Source organism: Streptomyces sp. P6-2-1 (assembly GCF_050613165.1).
Classification (GTDB): Bacteria; Actinomycetota; Actinomycetes; order Streptomycetales; family Streptomycetaceae; genus Streptomyces.
Genome location: NZ_CP192513.1, coordinates 228,446 through 245,503 on the forward strand (window position 1 = coordinate 228,446; position 17,058 = coordinate 245,503).

Consider the following 17,058-nt stretch of genomic DNA (forward strand, 5'->3'; position numbering starts at 1 on the left):
TCTCAGGCCCCCTTCTGGCGGAAGAGGCCGGCCCGTCGCAGCAGGACCGCCATGACGGCGGCGGCGACGGCGAAGAGCACGACGGCCATAGCGGCGGCGTAACCGAGCTGGAAGCTGCTGAAGCCTTGGACGTACATCCACTGGGTGAAGGTCAGCAGCGAGTCGTTGGGATAGCCGAGGAGTTGGTCGGCGCCCGCGTCGATGCCGGTCTTGCCGTTGGCGACGCTGGAGGCGACGGCGGCCTCGGTGAAGTACTGGAGGGCCGCGATGACGCCGGTGACGGCGGAGAAGAGCACGACCGGCGAGATGTTCGGCAGAGTGACGTAGCGGAACTTGTGCGCGGCGCCGGCGCCGTCGAGTTCGGCCGCCTCGTACTGGTCCTTGGGGACGTCGAGGAGGGCGGCGAGGAAGATCACCATGATGTCGCCCATCATCCAGACGCCCAGCAGGAGCAGGGACGGCTTGGAGAGGGCCGGGTCGTTGAACCAGAGCGGCCCTTTGACGCCGAAGGTGCGCAGCAGCGCGTTGACGGGTCCGGCGCCGGGGTTGAAGAGGAAGACGAAGCCGACGACGGAGGCGACGGGCGGCACGAGCGCGGGGATGTAGAAGAGCGTGCGCCACAGCCCCGAGGCATGCTTACGGCGGGTGAGCAGGAGGGCGATCCCGAGCGAGCAGGCCATCCGCACGGGGACGAGGATCACCACGAACCAGAGCGTGTTGAGGGCGGCCTTGCCGACACGGGGGTCCTGCGTGAAGAGGTATTCGTAGTTGCGCAGGCCGATCCACTTCGGGGGGCTCGCCAGGTCGTAGTTGGTGAAGGAGTAGAAGACGTTGGCGCACAGCGGGTAGAGGAAGAACACCACCAGGCCGATGAGGGCCGGGCCCGTCATGGACCAGAAGGTGAGGCGGGCGCGCAGCGTGCGGCGGCGGCGCGAGGTCCGGTGGGCCGTGTCGGGAGCGGGGGCGGCGCTCGTTCTGCCCAGGCGGCCGGCCCGGCCGGGGGGCCGGTTGAGGGGTATCGGGGAATCACTCATGGGTCACTTCGCTCGTCGCAGGCCGAGTGCGTTGTCGATGTCCTTGTCGACCTTCCGGAGGCCGGGGGCGAGTCCCGCTCCCGAGCCCTGCTGGTAGCCGGTCCAGAAGTCGTCGACGGTCGCGGTGAGGGTGGAGCCGATCTCGGTGACCGGGCTCGTGTCGCTCGCGGGGTCCGCCGAGGCGTCGATGAAGGTGCGGTAGGGGGCGGGCGCGTCCAGGGCGGGGGAGGCGGCGGCGCTCTTGAGGGTCGGGATGTTCTTGATGCCGTTGGCGAGTTTCACGGCGGCCGCGGTGTCGGTGGTGAGGTACTTGACGAGCGTCCAGGCGGCCTCCTTGTGGGAGGAACGCTTGTTGACGCCGATGTCGGCCGCCGAGACGAAGCCGCCGCCGTAGCGCTGGCCGCTCCCGGCGAGGACCGGGAAGGGCGCGGTGCCGTAGCGCAGCTTCTTCGCCTGTTCGGCGATGAAGGCGACGCGCCACTCGCCGTCGAGCGTCATGGCGATGCGGCCGGTCTGGAAGGCGTTGTCGGCGGACCACTCGTCGCCGAGTCCCGCGGTGAAGGTCTTGAGTTTTCCGTAGCCGATCTTCCGTACGAACTTCTGCTGCCAGGAGATGAGTTGCCGCCACTCGGGGGTGGAGCCCACCGAGGCGTCGCCGTCCTTCATCCACCGGACGCCCGCGGCGTGCCCGAGGGTCGCCGCGGTGTTCTGCTGGAAGCCGACCAGGGGGTTGAAGCCGAGGGTCTTGATCGAGCCGTCCGCCGTGTAGGTGGTGAGCTTGAGCGCCATCTTCTCCAGTTCCTGGAGGGTGCGGGGCGGGGTGGTGTAGCCGGCTCGCGCGAGAAGCTCCTTGTTGAAGTAGAGGCCGTAGACGTCGGAGGTGGTGGGAAGGGAGCAGCGGCGGCCGTCGAAGGCGGTGGCCTCGGCGAAGATGCCCTGGAAGTCGTGGGCGGAGACGCCGTCGCGCCGCATCCAGGGGGCGAGGTCCTCCATCGTCTTGCAGGCCGTGCCGAGGGTGGTGTTGACGTTGGTGATCATGGCGTCCACGTCGCCGCCTGAGGAGACGACCTGGGTGATCTTGGTGTCCTGCTGGCCGCTGTGGACGGTGACGCGCACGTCCGGGTACTTCTTCTCGAAGTCGTCCACGACCGACTGGATGACGGCCGCCTCCCGGCCGGTGTAGTGGTGCCAGAGCTGGACGGGACCCGAGGGGTGGGCGGGGGCCCGCGCGGGGACGGGGCCGTCGGTGCCGGCGGCGCAGCCGGTGAGCAGCAGCGCCCCCGCGAGGAGCGCGGCGCCGGTGCGGCGGCGCCGGGGGCGCGGGCCCTGGGCGGCCGGGGGCCGCGCGGGGCGGGGACGGAACATGGGGTGGCGAAAGGCCGGGTGCATCGCGGTGCCTTCCTGCTGAACGAGGTGCTGGGTGTCGCCGGGCGTGCTCCTGGGAGGGGGTGAGGCGGTGGGGGGTGTACGGGGGTGGGGGCACGGGGTGGGCGGGGTCAGTCGATGTCGCGGAGGCGTTCGGCGAGGACGCGCGCGTGGTCGGCGGCCGGGAGGGAGCCGGTGGCGCGGGCGAGGAGGGCCTCGCGCAGCCGGGTGCCGAGCGCGGTGCGCGCGCCGTCGAGGACGGCGTCCCCCACGACGGCGGTGAGCCGTACGTCGGGGTCCCAGCGGGTGTGCTCGCGCAGGTAGCGGGTGGTCAGCCCGACCAGCCGGTCACCTCCCGCGCGCCCGACGGGCCCACCGAGGACGACGACCTCCGGGTCCACGACCCCGAGGACGGGGATCACGCTCTGCGCGAGGCGGGGCGCGTACACCTCGCAGACCCGCTCGGGCAGTGCCTCCCCCGCGAGGACGCGGGCGAAGCCGTCCTCGGCCCAGCCGGTCTCCCGGCCGATGCGGTCGAGGGCGCGCGCGCCGAGGAAGCCTTCGAGGTCCCTGGCCTCGGTGTCGGCGCCGGGGACACCGCGCGGGACCGGCAGGTTGCCGATCTCGCCCGCGCCGCCGGACGCGCCGCGCAGGACGGTGCCCGCGACGTCCACGGCGAGACCGATGCCGTAGCCGACCCACAGGAGGGCGAAGGTGCCCGCCGGTGAGTACGGGCCCGTCGCGCGCTCGGCGATCGCCGCGAGGTTGACGTCGTTGTCGACCTCGACCTCACAGCCGAGTGCGCCCTCCAGCTGCCTGCGGATGCTCTTGCGGGACCACCCGGGCAGGGCGGCCACCGAGCTGAGTTCGTCGTGGCGCGGGTCCACGCTGCTGGGTACGCCGACGCGGATGTGCCGGATCGCTGTGAGGTCCACGGCCGCCGCCTCGCAGGCGTCGAGCACGGCCTGCGCCACGTCGCGGGCGGCACCCCGGTGCGCGGGCATCCCGGCCGCCGCCTTGTGGGCGACGGGGTGCCGGGTGCCGGCGAGGTCCACGACGGTGGAACGCACGCCTTCCTGGTCCACGTTGATGGCGACCCCGTAGGCGAGGTCGTTGCGCACGCCGTACAGCGCGGCGCGCGGCCCGCGGCCGATCGACTCCTCGCCGACGACCTCGATGAGCCCCTTGTCCTCCAGGCGCGCGATCATCTGCGTGGCGGTGGGCCGGGACAGTCCACTGCGCTCGCCGACCCCGTTGCGGCTGAGGGGGCCGTGGTCGAGGAGCAGCCGAAGAGCGGTGGCGGCGTTCTGGTCGCCCAGCCACGACGGTGTTCCTCTGACGGCCATAGCCACCGTTTCCTTTCCAGGGGGTTTCCGGTGCGAGGAACGTACCAGAAACTTTCTTAAGAGAAATCCCTCTACGCAGGCGTGACCCGTTCGTTATGAAGTGACGGTCAAACCCGGCTTTCCAGGACGTACTTCACCGTTCTCGCGACACCTCTGGCGCTCACCGGTCCGGGCGACCTAGCATCTCGCAAGAAAGTTTCACGTTATGGAGGTGGGCTTCATGGCCGATGTGCTGCGCGTGGGCGTCCTCGGCGGCGGCGGAATCGCCGTCGCGCCCTACGGTGTACTGCCGAACGTGCGCGAGTACGGGGACCGGATCGAGGTGACCGCGCTCGCCGACGTGGACCACGCACGGGCCCGCGCGACCGCGGACCGCTTCGGGATACCCGGGGCGTACGGCTCCCTGGAGGCGATGCTCGCCGAGGCGGAACTCGACGCCGTCGTCAACCTGACCCCGATCCCGGCCCACGCGGCCACCTCGCGCACGATCCTCGAACACGGCAAGCACCTCGCCGTCGAGAAGCCGCTCGCCGCCACGGTCGAGGAGGCGGACGCGCTCATCGCCCTCGCCGCCGCGCGCGGCCTCAGCATCGTCGTCGCGCCGCCCGACCTCCTCTACGAGCCGTACGAGCGGGCCGGCGAGCTGCTGCGCGCCGGGGCGATCGGGAAGGTGGCCTTCGCCCGCGTGCGCAGCTCGCACGCGGGACCGGGGGGAGGCCCCGCCGGCTGGCCGTCGGACCCGAGCTGGTTCTACCGCGAGGGCTCGGGGCCGCTCCTGGACATGGGCGTCTACGGCATCCACGAGATCACCGGACTCCTCGGCCCCGCCCGCCGCGTGGTCGCCTTCGCCGGGATCACCGAGCCGACGAGGACGGTGCGCGGCGGCCCCTTCGAGGGCCTGGAGATGCCGGTCACCGCACCCGACAACTGCCTCTTCATGCTGGACTTCGGCGATTGCGCGTACGCGGTCGTCGACGGCACCTTCAACGTGCACGCCTCGCGCGCCCCGAAGGTGGAGATCTTCGGCCGGAAGGGCGTCGTGAGCCTCTTCCGCCCGGACGGTCCGGACCTGGAGCTGTACCGCACGGACATCGCGCCCGGCGTGGACGGCTGGGTCGAGCCGACGCAGCCGCTCGCCACCAACACCCGGCGGGGCCGCTACGGGCGCGCCCTCCTCGTCGGCCACCTCGCCGACGTCGTACTCGACGGCGCGAAGCCGGTCCTGAGCGCCGAACACGCCCGCCACGCGCTGGAGATCATGATCGCCGTCGAGACCTCGGCGCGGGAGCGGCGCTTCGTGGACCTGACGACGAGCTTCTGAGCGGCATCGGCCCGCCCCTTCCCCCCTCCCCTCGTCCTTCCTCCCCCGTCCTTCCTCTCCCCCGCCGCGCCGCCCCTTCCCCCCGGCCCGACGTCCGGCCCGTCCGGCCTCACCCGACCCGAGGAGCACCTCCGTGTCCGAAGAAGCCCCCGCCCCGCTGCGCATCGCCGTCATCGGCTTCGACCACTGGTACGCGGCGATCCCCTTCGCCCGCCGCGTCGCCGCCGACCCCGCCACGCGCCTCGTCGCCCTCGTGGACCGCGACCCCGCCCGTACCGCCCACGTCGCGCACCTGACGGGCTGTGCCCGTACTTCCACGGACCCGGCCACCGTCCTCTCCGATCCGGAGGTGGACGCCATCGCGTGCTTCACGAGCGTCGACCAGAACCCGGAGCTGTGCGTCGCCGCCGCGCGCGCGGGCAAGCACATCGTCTCCGTCAAGCCGCTCGCCATGACGCTCGCCGACGCGGACCGCGTCGTCGCCGAGGTCGAGCGGGCCGGGATCGTCTTCGTGCCGAGCGAGTCGCGCCACACCTCGCCGCTCGCCCTGCGCCTGCGCGAACTGCTCGCATCCGGGCGCCTCGGCGAGCCGCGCTCGGGCACCTTCGCGATGGACAGCGGGCTGCCCACCGCCTGGCCCGGTTCGACGGAGGGACCCGGCTGGTGGGCCGATCCGGCACGTACCGCGGGTGGCGCGTGGATCGACCACGCCGTCTACCAGATCGACCGCGTCCAGGCCCTCTTCGGCTCCCCCGTCGCGCACGTGACGGGCACGGTGGGGAACCTCGCCCACCCGGGACTGCCCGTCGAGGACTACGGCCACGCGGTATTCACGCTGGAGAGCGGCGCGGTCGTCACGGTCGAGGACACCTGGATCGCCCCGCCCGGCACCTCGTCCACGCGGGCACTCGTCGTCGGCTCCGAGGGCGCCGTCCAGCACTCCACCGCGACCGGCACCCTCGGTTTCGCGCCGAAGGGCGGCGAGTGGTCCTTCTCGCGGCTGCCCGACGACACCTTCGACACACTCGACGTGCTCCTCGCCGCCGTCCACGAGGGGACGGCCCCGCGCTCCACCGTCCGTACGGCCCGTCAGACCCTCGCCACGTGTCTCGCCTTCTACGCCGCCGTACGCGGCTGAGGAGCGGCCGCCGCACCAGCGGCGGACGCGGGGCTCACGACCACCAACGCGCGAAGAAGCACCGGGAAGACGTGGACACTGACTACATCGTCGGCGTGGACGCGGGCGGGACCAGGACCCGCCTCAGGTTCGCCACGCCCCAAGGACGTACCCTCGCCGACCACCGGCAGCCCGCCGGTGAGTGGACCGCACTCGACGCCGAGGGCAAGGCCGCGCAACTCGCGGCGCGGCTGGCGGCGGTGACGGGGCGTCCCCCGCTCGCCGTCGCGGTGGGCGCCCACGGCTGCGACTCGGACGAGGAGTGCGGCGCGCTGCGCGAGGCCGTCGCCGCGCGGACCGGGGTGGCGGTGACCGTCGTCAACGACGCCTTCCTCCTGGAGGCGGCCGTGCCCGGCGAGGGCCCGGCGGCCGGGCTCGTCGTGGGTACCGGCTCCATCGCGGTGGGACGCCGCACGGACGGCACCTCGCTGTACGCGGGGGGCTGGGGCTGGCTGCTCGGCGACCCGGGCTCGGCGTGGGGCACCGTGCGCGAGGCGGTACGGCTGCTGACCCGCGCGGACGACCGCGCGGGGCGCCCCGACGACCCGCTGCTCCCGCTCCTGCTCCGGCACTCGGGCGGCGGCGCGCTGCGGGACGTGGTGGACGCCATGCAACGGCTCCCGCCGCACGAGTGGGCCGGATGGGCGCCGACCGTCTTCGACGCCGCCGACGCCGGTTCACCCGCCGCACGCTCCGCCCTGACACACGGCGCCGACGCGCTCGTCACCCTCGTCGAGGAGTTGCGCGGCCGCGGTGCCGCGCTCGCCCGGGTCATCGGCGGAGGCACGGTGCTCGCCTCGCGGCCCCGCCTCGCGGCGCGCCTCGCCGCGGGCCTGCGGGCCCGTCTCGACCTGCCCCTCACGGTCTACCCGGGCGAACCCGTGGCGGGCGCGGTCCGCCTCGCGCGCGACCTCGCGGCGGCGGGGTGAGGCGGGCACGGGCGGGGAGGACGCGTGCGACCGGGGAAGCACGGCCTACGGTGTCCGCGCGTCCCCCTTCGCCCCCGGGTCCCCGCCCTCGTCCCCGTCCTCGGGGCTCAGCTGCGGGTCGAGGTCGTCGCGGATGAGGTTGTGCGCCGCGAGCTGGCGGGTGCGGTAGGCGGAGCGGGCGACGAGGTGGGAGGCGACGGGGGCGGTGAGGAACTGGAAGAAGACGACGAGGGCGAGGGTGCCGTTGTCGATGCCGTTGCGCTGGCGCAGGGCGACGCCGACGACGACGAGGAGCAGGCCGAGGGTCTGCGGCTTCGTCGCCGAGTGGCTGCGCGCGAGGACGTCGGGCAGCAGGAGCATGCCGAGGACGCCCAGGAGGCACTGGAGGCAGCCGAGGAAGAGGAGCACGGCCCCGGCGATGTCGGCGGTGCGGTCCCAGGCGCTCATCGGCGGTCTCCCTTGGGGGACACGGCTCGCGGCCGGTCGCGTACGGCGATGAAGCGGGCGATGCCGACCGATCCCGTGAAGCCGAGGAAGGCGAGGACGAGCATGACGGGGAAGTAGAAGGGATCGCGGTCCCAGGCCGCCTTGACGCCGATCCCCGCCGTGATGAGCGCGGCGACGACGTCGAGCGCGACGGCCCGGTCGAGCATCGAAGGGCCGCGCCAGATCCGTACGAGGAGCAGCGCGCCCGCGAGCGCGACCGTGGCCCCTGCCGCGAGGATGAGGTCCTGCTCCAGGGTGTCGAGCGCGCTCACGCTTCCTCCTCGGGGGGCCGGGCCGCGACCAGCCGCACGTCCTCGGCGGTGCCGAAGGCCCGCGCGGTGAGCCGTTCGGTGCGCCACACGGAGCGGCGCGCGCGGCCGATCTGCTGGGGGTCGTCGGCGTCGAGCACGTGCAGGAAGAGCGTCGCCGTCGCCTGTCTGACCTCCACGACGGAGCCCCCCGGCACCGCCGAGACGGCGAGGGCCGTCGCGGTGAGCATGAGGTCGCTGCGGCAGCGCAGCGGCACGGCGACGACGGCGGCCGGGTACGGGCCCGGGGTGAGGACCATGCGCGTGACCCGGATGCTGGAGATGGTCATGTCCCACAGCAGGTAGAGCACGAGATGGACGATGCCGAACGGCCGCAGGCGCAGCCCGAGGTCGACGGCGGGCAGCGGGAAGAGGAGGCACACGACGACGCCGACGACGATCCCGTTGACGAGGTTGCCCCAGGAGGGCGTGCCCCACAACAGGACCCAGATGACGGTGAGCCAGGCGATGAGCGGCAGGTCGAGTACCCGCCTGCTCGTGCCGCCGCCGAAGGCCCAGCTGTACGGGGAGCGTCTGTTGCCCCGGAAGAGGATGCTCATCGGTGCAGCACCGCCTCGATGTAGGGGGTACGGGCGAGGAGTTCACCGGCGGAGCGGTCGGTGAAGGAGGTGAGCGGGCCGCCGAGCACCGTGTACGCCAGGCCGAGCGCGACGGCCGCCCCGGTGGCGAGGGTCATCGTGAGCGGCAGCCTGCTCGTGGTCTTGGTGACGGCGCGCCCCGAGAGGGTCGCGGGCGCCGCGCGCCCGGCGGGCTCGGGGCGGGTCGACTCGTCGTCGCCCTCCTCGTCGTTCTCGCTCTCCTCCAGGACCGCGCCCTCGGCGAGTTGTCCCGGCGGGGCGGCACGCCAGAAGGCGAGGTTCCACACCTTCGCCATGACGTAGAGCGTGAGCAGGCTCGTGGTGACGGACCCCGCGACGAGCGTCCACGCCCAGCCGCCGCCGGACCCGGCGCCCGCCCGCAGCAGTTCGAGCTTGCCGATGAAGCCGGAGAGCGGCGGGATGCCGGCGAGGTTCATCGCGGGGACGAAGAAGAGCACGGCGAGGAGCGGGGTGCTGCGGGCGAGGCCACCGAGACGGGTCAGCTCGGTGGTGCCGCCGCGCCGCTCGATGAGTCCCGCGACGAGGAAGAGGGTCGTCTGCACGGTGATGTGGTGCGCGACGTAGACGATCGCGCCGCCGAGCCCCGCGCGGCTCGCGAGGCCGATGCCGAAGACCATGTAGCCGATGTGGCTGATGAGCGTGAAGGACAGGACGCGCTTGAGGTCGGTCTGCGCGACGGCGCCGAGGATGCCGATGACCATCGAGGCGAGCGCGGCGAGCAGCAGGAGGTCGCCGAGGCGGTGCCCGGGGAAGAGCAGCGTCTCGGTGCGCAGCATCGCGTACACGCCGACCTTGGTGAGCAGCCCGGCGAAGACGGCGGTGACGGGCGCGGGCGTCGTCGGGTACGAGTCGGGCAGCCAGGCGGCGAGCGGGAAGACGGCGGCCTTGATCGAGAAGACCGTCAGGAGCATCGCTTCGAGCAGCGTGCGCGCGCCGAGCGGGATGTCCTGGAGGCGGACGGCGAGCTGGCCGAAGTTGACGGTGCCGCAGGCCGCGTACGTCATCGCGATCGCGACGAGGAAGAGCATCGAAGAGAACAGCGAGATGATCACGTACGTGGCGCCCGCGCGTACCCGCGGCTCGGTGCCGCCGATCGTGAGCAGCACGTAGCTCGCGACGAGCATGATCTCGAAGCCGACGTAGAGATTGACGAGGTCCCCCGCGAGGAAGGTGCAGGAGACCCCGGCCACGAGGACGAGGTAGGCGGGGTGGAAGACGCCGAGCGGGCTCTCGTCGTCCCGGTCGGCCATGCCCTGCCCGAGCGAGTAGAGCAGGACGAGCAGGGTCACGGCCGAGGAGACGGTGAGCATGAGCCCGGCGAGCCGGTCGGCGACGAGCGTGATGCCGAGCGGTGGCGCGAAGTCGCCGAGGTGCACGACGAGCGGTCCCGTGCGGTCGGCCTCGACCATGAGGATGACCGACAGGACCAGTACGGCGGTGAGCACGGCGACGCTGATGAGCCGCTGGAAGCGGTGCAGCCGGGCCCCGATGGCGAGCTTGAGCCCGGTGACGAGGAGCGGGAGGACGACGGGGAGCGGGACGAGGGAGTTCACCTGGGCTCTTCGCCCTCCTGTCCTGGGTCGTTGGCGGGACCTGGGTCGTCGCGGGGGCGGGGCGTCCCGTCGGCGGAGGAGTCCCCGGGAGTGCCGGGTTCGCCGGATCGGCGGGGGGCTTCGGCGGGGCGGGGGGCTTCAGGGCGGAGGGCTTCGGCGCTACGGGAGCCGGCTTCCCCGTCGGGGCGCCCTTCCCGCGCGTCCGCGTAGTCCTCGGGGTCCGCGCCGAGGATGTCGTTCCACAGGTCGCCCGAGGCGTCGCGGGCGCGGGCCTGGTAGGCGCGGTCGGCGCGCAGGCGGGCGCGGAGTTCCTTGCGTTCGGCGCGGTAGCGGGCGCGGGCCCGTGGCGAGTGGCCGCGCGTGGCGCGGATCTCCCGGTAGCGGGCGCGCAGGGCGCTGCGTTCGTCGAGCACTTCGGCGCGCAGGGCGACGAGGCGGTCCTCGGTGTCGTCGCGCACTTCGTCCGAGCCGGTGACCTGGTGGGTGCGGTAGGCGAGGGCGAGGAGGAAGGCGGTGGTGGCGAGGGCGATGACGATGGCGGTGAGGGCGACGGCCTGCGGGAGCGGGTCGGTGACGCGGTTGCGGATGATGCGCGGGTAGAGGAGCGGGGGGTCGGCAGCGGACCCGGTCGAGGCGAGGACGAGGAGGTTGACGCCGTTGCCGAGGACGACGGTGCCGAGCAGGATGCGGGTCAGGGAGCGGGTGAGGACGAGGACGCCGCCGACGGCGCAGAGCACGACGGCGGAGACGAGGACGGCGAGGCTCAGGGTCACCGGCCGCTCCCCTGCTGCTGGGCCGCGCGCAGGGCGGCCAGGCGCTCGATCTGGCGGTCGATCTTGGCGCCGAGCGCGCGGACGAGGTCGAGGACGACACCGAGGACGAGGAGGTAGACGCCGCAGTCGAAGAGGACCGCGGTGGAGAAGTGGACCTTGCCGAAGACGGCCCAGTCGCCGTGCCAGCTCCAGCCGTGGAGCACGGTCCCCTCGGCGAGTCCGCCGAGCGCGACGCCGGTGGAGACGAACAGGCCGAGCCCGGTGAGGAGTCCGGGGCCGAAGGGCGCGGCGGCGGCCAGCTCGAAGCGGCCTCCCGCCAGGTAGCGGATGATGAAGGCGACCCCGGCGACGAGTCCCGCGACGAAGCCGCCGCCCGGCATGTTCTCGGCGCAGAAGAGCAGGTAGACCGAGAGCACGAGGATCGGGTGGTAGACGAGCCTGGCGACGACCTCGAAGATGACGGAGCGGTGTTCGGGCGCGAGGGTCTTGCCGGCCGCGAGCCATGTACGCTCAGGCGCCGTCTCGTCGCCCTCGGGGAGTCCCGCGAGGTCGCTGTGCGGGAGGGTCCAGGCGGTCCAGCGGGTGGCGCCCGTGGGCCGCCGCTCGCCGGGGCTCGCCCCGCTCGTGTGCACGGGGGTCGGCGACTCCCCCGGGGGTGTGGCCGGGAGGAGTTCGTCGCTCTCGGTGCGCCGGTGCAGGTAGATGAGGCTCGTGACGCCGATCGCGGCGGCCGCGAGGACGGCGGACTCGCCCATCGTGTCCCAGGCGCGCAGGTCGACGAGGATCGTCGCGACGACGTCCTTGAGGCCGTGGTGCGCGGTCTCCTCGACCATCGCGCTCCCGGCGGGCGAGGCGGTGCGCACCCCGGCCATGATCCACACGACGCAGCCGATGGCGGTGGCCCCGAGGAGCGCGACGGGAGTGCGGACGACGCGGCGCCAGCGCGAGTAGTTCTCCTCGAAGTGGACGGGCATCCGGCGCAGGACGAGGACGAAGACGACCATCGAGACGGTCTCGACGCAGAACTGGGTGAGCGCCAGGTCGGGGGCGCCCTGCACGACGAAGAGCAGCCCCGTCCCGTACCCGCTCAGGCCGACGAGCACGACGGCCTTCATGCGGCGCCGCACACCGAGGCACAACAGGGCGACGACACAGGTCAAGACGGCGACGGCGGCCTGCGCCGGGGTGTCCCACAGGCGGGGTGCCGGGGCGCCGCTCCAGGGTTCGTCGACGGTGAGGACGGCGATCTGCCCGGCGAGGACGACGGCGAAGACGGTCGCGATGTAGGCGGAGAGCGAGCCGCGCTGCACGAAGCCCGTGCACTGGAGCGCGAGGCGTTCGAGGGCGAGGAGGGAGCGCCCGAAGACGAGGTCGGCGGAGCGCCAGGCCACCGCGCGCCCGAGCCTGTCGACGCGGTCGCGGACGACGAACAGCGCGATGCCCGCCGCCCACCCGGCGGCGGAGAGCGCGAGCGCGGTGCCGACACCGTGCCACAGCGCGAGGTGGTACGGGTGCGCGGGCGTGGGGAAGGCGGCCGCGTACGTGGCGAACAGGTCTTCCGTGCCGGAGACCGCGGGGCCGAGGAAGAGGCAGGAGGCGGCGAGCACGGCGGGCGGCACGAGGAAGCCGGGGGCGACGGCGTGCGGCACGGTGTCGGGGGTGCCGGGCTTGCGCGCGAACGCGCCCCACAGGTAGCGCAGGGTGTAGCCCGTCGTGAGGGCCGAGCCGATGACGCAGCCCGCCAGGGCCCAGCGGTCGGCGGCGTCGCCGTCCAGGAGCGCCTGGAACGCGGCCTCCTTGGCGGCGAAGCCGAGCAGCGGCGGTACCGCGGCCATCGAGAGCCCGGCGACGACGGCGATCGCGGCGAGGACGGGCAGGCGGCGGCCGAGCCCGGACAGGGAGCGCAGGTCGCGCGTGCCACTCGCGTGGTCGACGACGCCGGTGACGAGGAAGAGCGGGGCCTTGAAGAGGGCGTGCGCGAGGATCATCACACCGGCGGCGAGCCCGGTGTCGTACGCGCCTGCCCCGGCGAGCACGGTGAGGAAGCCGAGCTGACTGACCGTGCCGTAGGCGAGGACGAGCTTGAGGTCGTGCAGGCGCAGGGCGCGCCAGCCGCCGAGGAGCATCGTCGCGGTGCCGAGGACGAGCAGCAGCGGGCGCCAGGGCTCGATGTGCGCGAAGCCGGGGGCGAGCCGGGCGATGAGGTAGACGCCGCCCTTGACCATCGCCGCGGCGTGCAGGTAGGCGCTGACGGGCGTGGGCGCCGCCATCGCGTTGGGCAGCCACAGGCTGAAGGGCCAGATCGCCGACTTCGACAGCGCGCCGCACAGGATCAGGACGAGGGCGGTGGCGACGGTGCCCGAGGCGGGCGGGGGGTGCGCGACGAGCGCGGAGATCCGGTACGTACCGGTGACGGTGCCGAGGATGACGAAGCCGACGAGCATCGCGAGCCCGCCGAAGGTCGTGACGGTGAGCGCCTGGAGCGCGGAGCGCCTGTTCTGCTTGACGGTGCTGCCGTGCCCGATGAGCAGGAAGGAGAAGACGGTGGTCAGTTCCCAGAAGATGTAGAGCAGGATCAGGTCGTCCGCCAGGACGAGGCCGAGCATCGAGCCGGCGAAGGCGAGCAGGGCGCCGCCGAACCTGCCGAGCTGGGGGGTCTCGTCGTCGAAGTACCACACGCAGTACAGCAGGACGAGTGCCCCGACTCCCCCTGCGAGCAGCACCATCAGCTCGCCCAGCGCGTCGAGCCGCAGCGCGTAGTCCACGCCGTACGCGGGCAGCCACCGCCACACCGTGGCGCTCTCGCGCCCGTGCGAGACGTCCGCCCACGAGGCGAAGGCCCAGCACGCGGCGGCGGCGGGGGGCAGCGCGAGGACGGCGAAGGCGCGCCGCCCGAGCCACCGCACGAGCGCGGGGGCGCAGGCAGCGAGCGCGAAGTGGGCGAGGAGCAGGGCGGTCATGCGGCGGGGCGGGAGAACGACGAGGGACAGAACACCCGACAGTGATATATCGGGCACACCTTCGGGGCTCGTCCGGCACGCCGCGCGAAAGAAGCGCCCGTGGCGATCGAGGATGCGGAAACGGGCAGACGCACCGCACGACACCGCGTCACCTCTTCGCGATTGGAGCCCCCCATGCACGTCACCCTTGAGGGCAGGACCGCCCTCGTCTCCGGATCGACCCAGGGCATCGGCGCCGCGATCGCCGCCGGGCTCGCCGAGGCGGGCGCCCGCGTCGCCGTCAACGGCCGCGACGCGCCCCGTACGGAAGCGGCGGCGGCCTCCCTGCGCGAGCGCTTCCCCGACGCGGAGATCGTGGCCGCGCCCGGCGACCTCGCGAGCGACGAGGGCCTCGCGCAGGTCGTCGACCGGCTGCCGCGCGTCGACATCCTCGTCAACAACCTCGGCATCTTCGGCGCGCGTCCCGCGCTGGAGATCGACGACGCGGAGTGGCGCCGCTACTTCGAGGTCAACGTGCTCAGCGCGGTCCGCCTCATCCGCGCCTACCTGCCGGGCATGATCGAGCGCGGCTGGGGCCGCGTGCAGAACCTCGCGAGCGACTCGGCGGTCGTGATCCCCGCCGAGATGATCCACTACGGCATGACGAAGACGGCGCTCCTCGCGGTGACGCGCGGCTTCGCGAAGGAGGCGGCGGGCAGCGGCGTCACGGTCAACTCGGTGATCGCGGGGCCGACGCACACGGGCGGCGTCGAGGACTTCGTCTACGAACTCGTCGACCGCTCGCTGCCCTGGGACGAGGCCCAGCGCGCCTTCATGCGCGAGCACCGGCCGCAGTCACTGCTCCAGCGCCTCATCGAGCCGGAGGAGATCGCCCACATGGTGGTCTATCTCAGCTCCCCGCTCGCCTCGGCGACGACGGGCGGCGCGCTGCGGGTGGACGGCGGGTACGTGGACTCGATCCTGCCGTAGGACCCGTCCGGACCCGTCCGGCCTTCCCGTCCGCCGCGCGGCGCCACGCGCGCACCCTCACCCCGGGCGCCCGGCGCCCGGGGGCCCGGCCCGGCGCGAGGGCTCGCGGAGGGGCAGGGGGCCGCGTCGCGCGTGCGCTCGGTAGCGGGTGGCACTCCGCCCCGTACCCGATCGGGCGGGCCCGATGCCAGGCGCCACGCCGGGCGCGGGGTCGGCGGGGCATGGCCCTTTCGGGGGGAGGGGCACCACCCGGCCGGGGGAGACACGGGGCGCGTGTCATCCGATCGACGGAATACGGGGGCCACTGTGCGTAACCGGGGCGATGGCGGAGCACGGCTAGGCGCATGAGGCACCAGAGCTTTTCCGTCCGCCGCGCCCGGCAGGCGCCCGGATTACCCGGGATACCGCCGTTCGGGCGATATGCTCACCCGGTCGGCGCGGGGTCCCGCCACCGAAAGGGGCGCGGACTCCGGTCCGTTGACGGCCCGTCCGGCCGTACGTCCCCGCGCCCCGCCGGTGCCGCGGTCCCCCGCGGCGCCCCCGCACCCACCCCCTCCCGTACGTCCCCCGAAGGTGCTCGATGCCCCGTCCCCCCGTCTCTCCTCCCGGCCCCGTCCCGGCGCCCGCTTCCGGTCGCGCCGCCGGTGTGCTGTGGCCGGCGACGCTGCTCACGCTGCTGTGCGGTTACGGCGGCGCGGTCTCGCTGCTCGCCGCCCAGCGGCTCGCGACCGCCGTCCTGCTCGGCACACTGATGGTGCTCGCGCTGTGCGGCCTGGAGGCGCTGCGCCGCCAGCACCGCACGGCCGTCGCCGACAGCGAGCTGCTCGCGCTGGAGCTGGCCCGCCGCGCGGCCCAGTCCGAGCGCAGGGACGCCGACTGGCAGGCGTACCTGACGGAGCAGTCGGAGCTGATGCGCCTGGAGCTTGAGCACTTCGTGAAGGAGCGGCTGCCCGCGGCGGTACGCGGCAGGACGGTGCCCGCGCAGCGGCCGCAGAGCGCCGAGCTGACGCAGGTCGTATCGGACCTCTTCGAGCGGGTGCTGCGCGAGGTGGCCGAGGAGTGCGAGTACCTGGAGGAGACGCGCAGGCTCGTCCTGGTGGAGCTGGCGGGGCGGGTGCAGAGTTCGGCGCACCGCATCCAGTCGGCGGTCACGGGACTCGGTGACAGGTACCCGGACGACGCCGAACTGCTGGAGACGACGATGCTCGCCGACCACGCGGCGACGCAGCAGGCGCGGCACGCGCAGAGCCTGAAGGTGCTGTGCGGGGAATGGCCGGGGCAGGAGTGGCGGCAGCCGCTGAACCTCGTGGACGTCGCGCGCGCCGCGTCGGGCCGTATCGTCGCCTACCGGCGCGTCGAGGTGACGGGTGATCCCTCCCCCGCCGTGCGGGCCGCGCTCGCCGAGCCCCTCATCCACCTCGTCGCCGAACTGCTCGCCAACGCCACGGAGTACTCGCCACCGCGCACGACGGTCCCCGTCACGGTGCGGGCGGTGCAGAAGGGCGCGGTCATCGAGGTGCACGACGGCGGCCTCGGTCTCGCGCCCGACCGGCTGAGCACCGCGCGCGAGATCGCCTCGGGCCGCAGGCCGCTCGGGCTGCGCGAGGTCGGCGAGGTGCCGCAGACGGGCCTCGCCGTCGTCGGGCAGTACGCGCGGCGGCACGGCTTCCAGGTCGACCTCGGGCCGTCCCCGTACGGGGGCCTGCGCGCCGTGGTCCTCGTCCCTGTCGCCGCGCTCACGGACGGCGAGCCCGCCGACGAACCCTTCGACGCCGTCCCCCGGGGAGCGCTCGGCCGGGCGGAGCGCACCCCGGACCTCGTCCCGCACCCGACGGGCACCGCGTGAGCGCCCCGGCGGCGCTGCGCCCGTACGTCATCACCCGCGGGCGCGCGCGGGCCGCGTACGGGATCGCGCTCGAAGCCCTCCTGACGACGCGCCAGGCCCCCCGTCCCCTCCACCTCAACCCGGAGGAACGCACCCTCCTCGACCTGTGCGCCCGCCCCACGGCCCTCGCCGAGGCCGCGGCCACGCTCGGCATCCCGGTCGGCCTCACCCGCGTCCTCGCCTCGGACCTCGTGGTCCAGGGCCTCCTGACGGTGAACGAGAGCGTGCCGCCCGAGGTGCGGCTGCTGCGGGACGTGCTGGCGGGGTTGCGGCGGATGACGTGAGCGAGGGCGGGGTGACGGGGTGACGCCCTCCGGGCCCGCGGCGGCGGC

General features: G+C 73.6%; 15 protein-coding genes. 6 read left to right on the forward strand and 9 right to left on the reverse strand.

Annotated elements, in window-relative coordinates; translation table 11 throughout:
* Positions 1–2: 2 nt before the first annotated feature.
* The 3 genes from ACQYWQ_RS00985 to ACQYWQ_RS00995 form a co-directional block, all read right to left on the reverse strand.
* Positions 3–890 carry a carbohydrate ABC transporter permease gene (locus ACQYWQ_RS00985; RefSeq protein ID WP_431039025.1) on the reverse strand — a complete coding sequence of 296 codons (888 nt, stop codon included), beginning with the start codon at positions 888–890 and terminating at the stop codon, positions 3–5.
* 147 nt (positions 891–1,037) lie between these two features.
* Positions 1,038–2,399, reverse strand: coding sequence for an extracellular solute-binding protein (locus tag ACQYWQ_RS00990; RefSeq protein ID WP_431031933.1), 1,362 nt, complete (start codon positions 2,397–2,399; stop codon positions 1,038–1,040).
* Between the two features lie 131 nt (positions 2,400–2,530).
* Positions 2,531–3,745: an ROK family transcriptional regulator gene (locus tag ACQYWQ_RS00995; RefSeq protein ID WP_431031934.1), complete on the reverse strand. Its 1,215-nt coding sequence runs from the start codon at positions 3,743–3,745 to the stop codon at positions 2,531–2,533.
* 220 nt (positions 3,746–3,965) lie between these two features.
* Between ACQYWQ_RS00995 and ACQYWQ_RS01000 the strand changes: the two genes are divergently transcribed.
* The 3 genes from ACQYWQ_RS01000 to ACQYWQ_RS01010 all read left to right on the forward strand — a co-directional run bounded on the left by ACQYWQ_RS01000 (position 3,966) and on the right by ACQYWQ_RS01010 (position 7,172).
* A complete protein-coding gene (locus tag ACQYWQ_RS01000; protein ID WP_431031935.1) occupies positions 3,966–5,066 on the forward strand; it encodes a Gfo/Idh/MocA family protein in 1,101 nt (366 codons plus the stop codon).
* Positions 5,067–5,199: 133 nt separating this feature from the next.
* Positions 5,200–6,204 carry a Gfo/Idh/MocA family protein gene (locus ACQYWQ_RS01005; protein WP_431031936.1) on the forward strand — a complete coding sequence of 335 codons (1,005 nt, stop codon included), beginning with the start codon at positions 5,200–5,202 and terminating at the stop codon, positions 6,202–6,204.
* A 71-nt stretch (positions 6,205–6,275) separates the two neighbouring features.
* Complete coding sequence (locus ACQYWQ_RS01010; protein WP_431031937.1) at positions 6,276–7,172, forward strand: N-acetylglucosamine kinase; 897 nt, start codon at positions 6,276–6,278, stop codon at positions 7,170–7,172.
* Between the two features lie 45 nt (positions 7,173–7,217).
* Here ACQYWQ_RS01010 and mnhG read toward each other — a convergent pair whose 3' ends face one another.
* Genes mnhG through ACQYWQ_RS01040 form a run of 6 tightly spaced genes read right to left on the reverse strand, consistent with a single transcriptional unit; the run spans position 7,218 to position 13,872 of the window.
* Positions 7,218–7,619, reverse strand: coding sequence for a monovalent cation/H(+) antiporter subunit G (gene mnhG, locus ACQYWQ_RS01015; RefSeq protein WP_431031938.1), 402 nt, complete (start codon positions 7,617–7,619; stop codon positions 7,218–7,220).
* Positions 7,616–7,930 carry a monovalent cation/H+ antiporter complex subunit F gene (locus ACQYWQ_RS01020; protein ID WP_431031939.1) on the reverse strand — a complete coding sequence of 105 codons (315 nt, stop codon included), beginning with the start codon at positions 7,928–7,930 and terminating at the stop codon, positions 7,616–7,618. Before ACQYWQ_RS01020 ends, mnhG begins: the two co-directional genes overlap by 4 nt.
* Positions 7,927–8,526, reverse strand: a complete 600-nt coding sequence (locus ACQYWQ_RS01025; RefSeq protein WP_431031940.1) for a Na+/H+ antiporter subunit E — start codon at positions 8,524–8,526, stop codon at positions 7,927–7,929. Before ACQYWQ_RS01025 ends, ACQYWQ_RS01020 begins: the two co-directional genes overlap by 4 nt.
* Positions 8,523–10,139, reverse strand: a complete 1,617-nt coding sequence (locus ACQYWQ_RS01030) for a Na+/H+ antiporter subunit D (protein WP_431031941.1) — start codon at positions 10,137–10,139, stop codon at positions 8,523–8,525. Before ACQYWQ_RS01030 ends, ACQYWQ_RS01025 begins: the two co-directional genes overlap by 4 nt.
* Entirely contained in the window at positions 10,136–10,912 is a 777-nt protein-coding gene (locus tag ACQYWQ_RS01035; protein ID WP_431031942.1) for a Na(+)/H(+) antiporter subunit C, read from the reverse strand. Before ACQYWQ_RS01035 ends, ACQYWQ_RS01030 begins: the two co-directional genes overlap by 4 nt.
* Positions 10,909–13,872, reverse strand: coding sequence for a Na+/H+ antiporter subunit A (locus tag ACQYWQ_RS01040; protein ID WP_431039026.1), 2,964 nt, complete (start codon positions 13,870–13,872; stop codon positions 10,909–10,911). Before ACQYWQ_RS01040 ends, ACQYWQ_RS01035 begins: the two co-directional genes overlap by 4 nt.
* Before the next feature lie 174 nt (positions 13,873–14,046).
* On the opposite strand from ACQYWQ_RS01040, the gene ACQYWQ_RS01045 reads away from it, so the two are divergent.
* The 3 genes from ACQYWQ_RS01045 to ACQYWQ_RS01055 all read left to right on the forward strand — a co-directional run bounded on the left by ACQYWQ_RS01045 (position 14,047) and on the right by ACQYWQ_RS01055 (position 17,010).
* Positions 14,047–14,841 (forward strand): SDR family NAD(P)-dependent oxidoreductase, encoded by a 795-nt coding sequence (locus tag ACQYWQ_RS01045; protein WP_431031943.1) that lies wholly within the window; start codon positions 14,047–14,049, stop codon positions 14,839–14,841.
* Between the two features lie 580 nt (positions 14,842–15,421).
* Positions 15,422–16,687 carry an ATP-binding protein gene (locus ACQYWQ_RS01050; RefSeq protein WP_431031944.1) on the forward strand — a complete coding sequence of 422 codons (1,266 nt, stop codon included), beginning with the start codon at positions 15,422–15,424 and terminating at the stop codon, positions 16,685–16,687.
* The gene (locus tag ACQYWQ_RS01055) at positions 16,684–17,010 is read left to right on the forward strand and encodes a DUF742 domain-containing protein (RefSeq protein WP_431031945.1); all 327 of its coding nucleotides are present in this window, start codon (positions 16,684–16,686) and stop codon (positions 17,008–17,010) included. The genes ACQYWQ_RS01050 and ACQYWQ_RS01055 overlap by 4 nt, the downstream gene beginning before the upstream one ends.
* The last annotated feature ends 48 nt before the right edge of the window (positions 17,011–17,058 follow it).

Coding starts and splice junctions, on each gene's coding strand:
- ACQYWQ_RS01040 (WP_431039026.1), bottom strand. CDS start 13,872: ATGACCGCCCTGCTCCTCGCCCACTTCGCGCTCGCTGCCTGCGCCCCC.
- ACQYWQ_RS01025 (WP_431031940.1), bottom strand. CDS start 8,526: ATGAGCATCCTCTTCCGGGGCAACAGACGCTCCCCGTACAGCTGGGCC.
- ACQYWQ_RS01045 (WP_431031943.1), top strand. CDS start 14,047: ATGCACGTCACCCTTGAGGGCAGGACCGCCCTCGTCTCCGGATCGACC.
- ACQYWQ_RS01000 (WP_431031935.1), top strand. CDS start 3,966: ATGGCCGATGTGCTGCGCGTGGGCGTCCTCGGCGGCGGCGGAATCGCC.
- ACQYWQ_RS00995 (WP_431031934.1), bottom strand. CDS start 3,745: ATGGCCGTCAGAGGAACACCGTCGTGGCTGGGCGACCAGAACGCCGCC.
- ACQYWQ_RS01050 (WP_431031944.1), top strand. CDS start 15,422: ATGCCCCGTCCCCCCGTCTCTCCTCCCGGCCCCGTCCCGGCGCCCGCT.
- ACQYWQ_RS00985 (WP_431039025.1), bottom strand. CDS start 890: ATGACGGGCCCGGCCCTCATCGGCCTGGTGGTGTTCTTCCTCTACCCG.
- mnhG (WP_431031938.1), bottom strand. CDS start 7,619: ATGAGCGCCTGGGACCGCACCGCCGACATCGCCGGGGCCGTGCTCCTC.
- ACQYWQ_RS00990 (WP_431031933.1), bottom strand. CDS start 2,399: ATGTTCCGTCCCCGCCCCGCGCGGCCCCCGGCCGCCCAGGGCCCGCGC.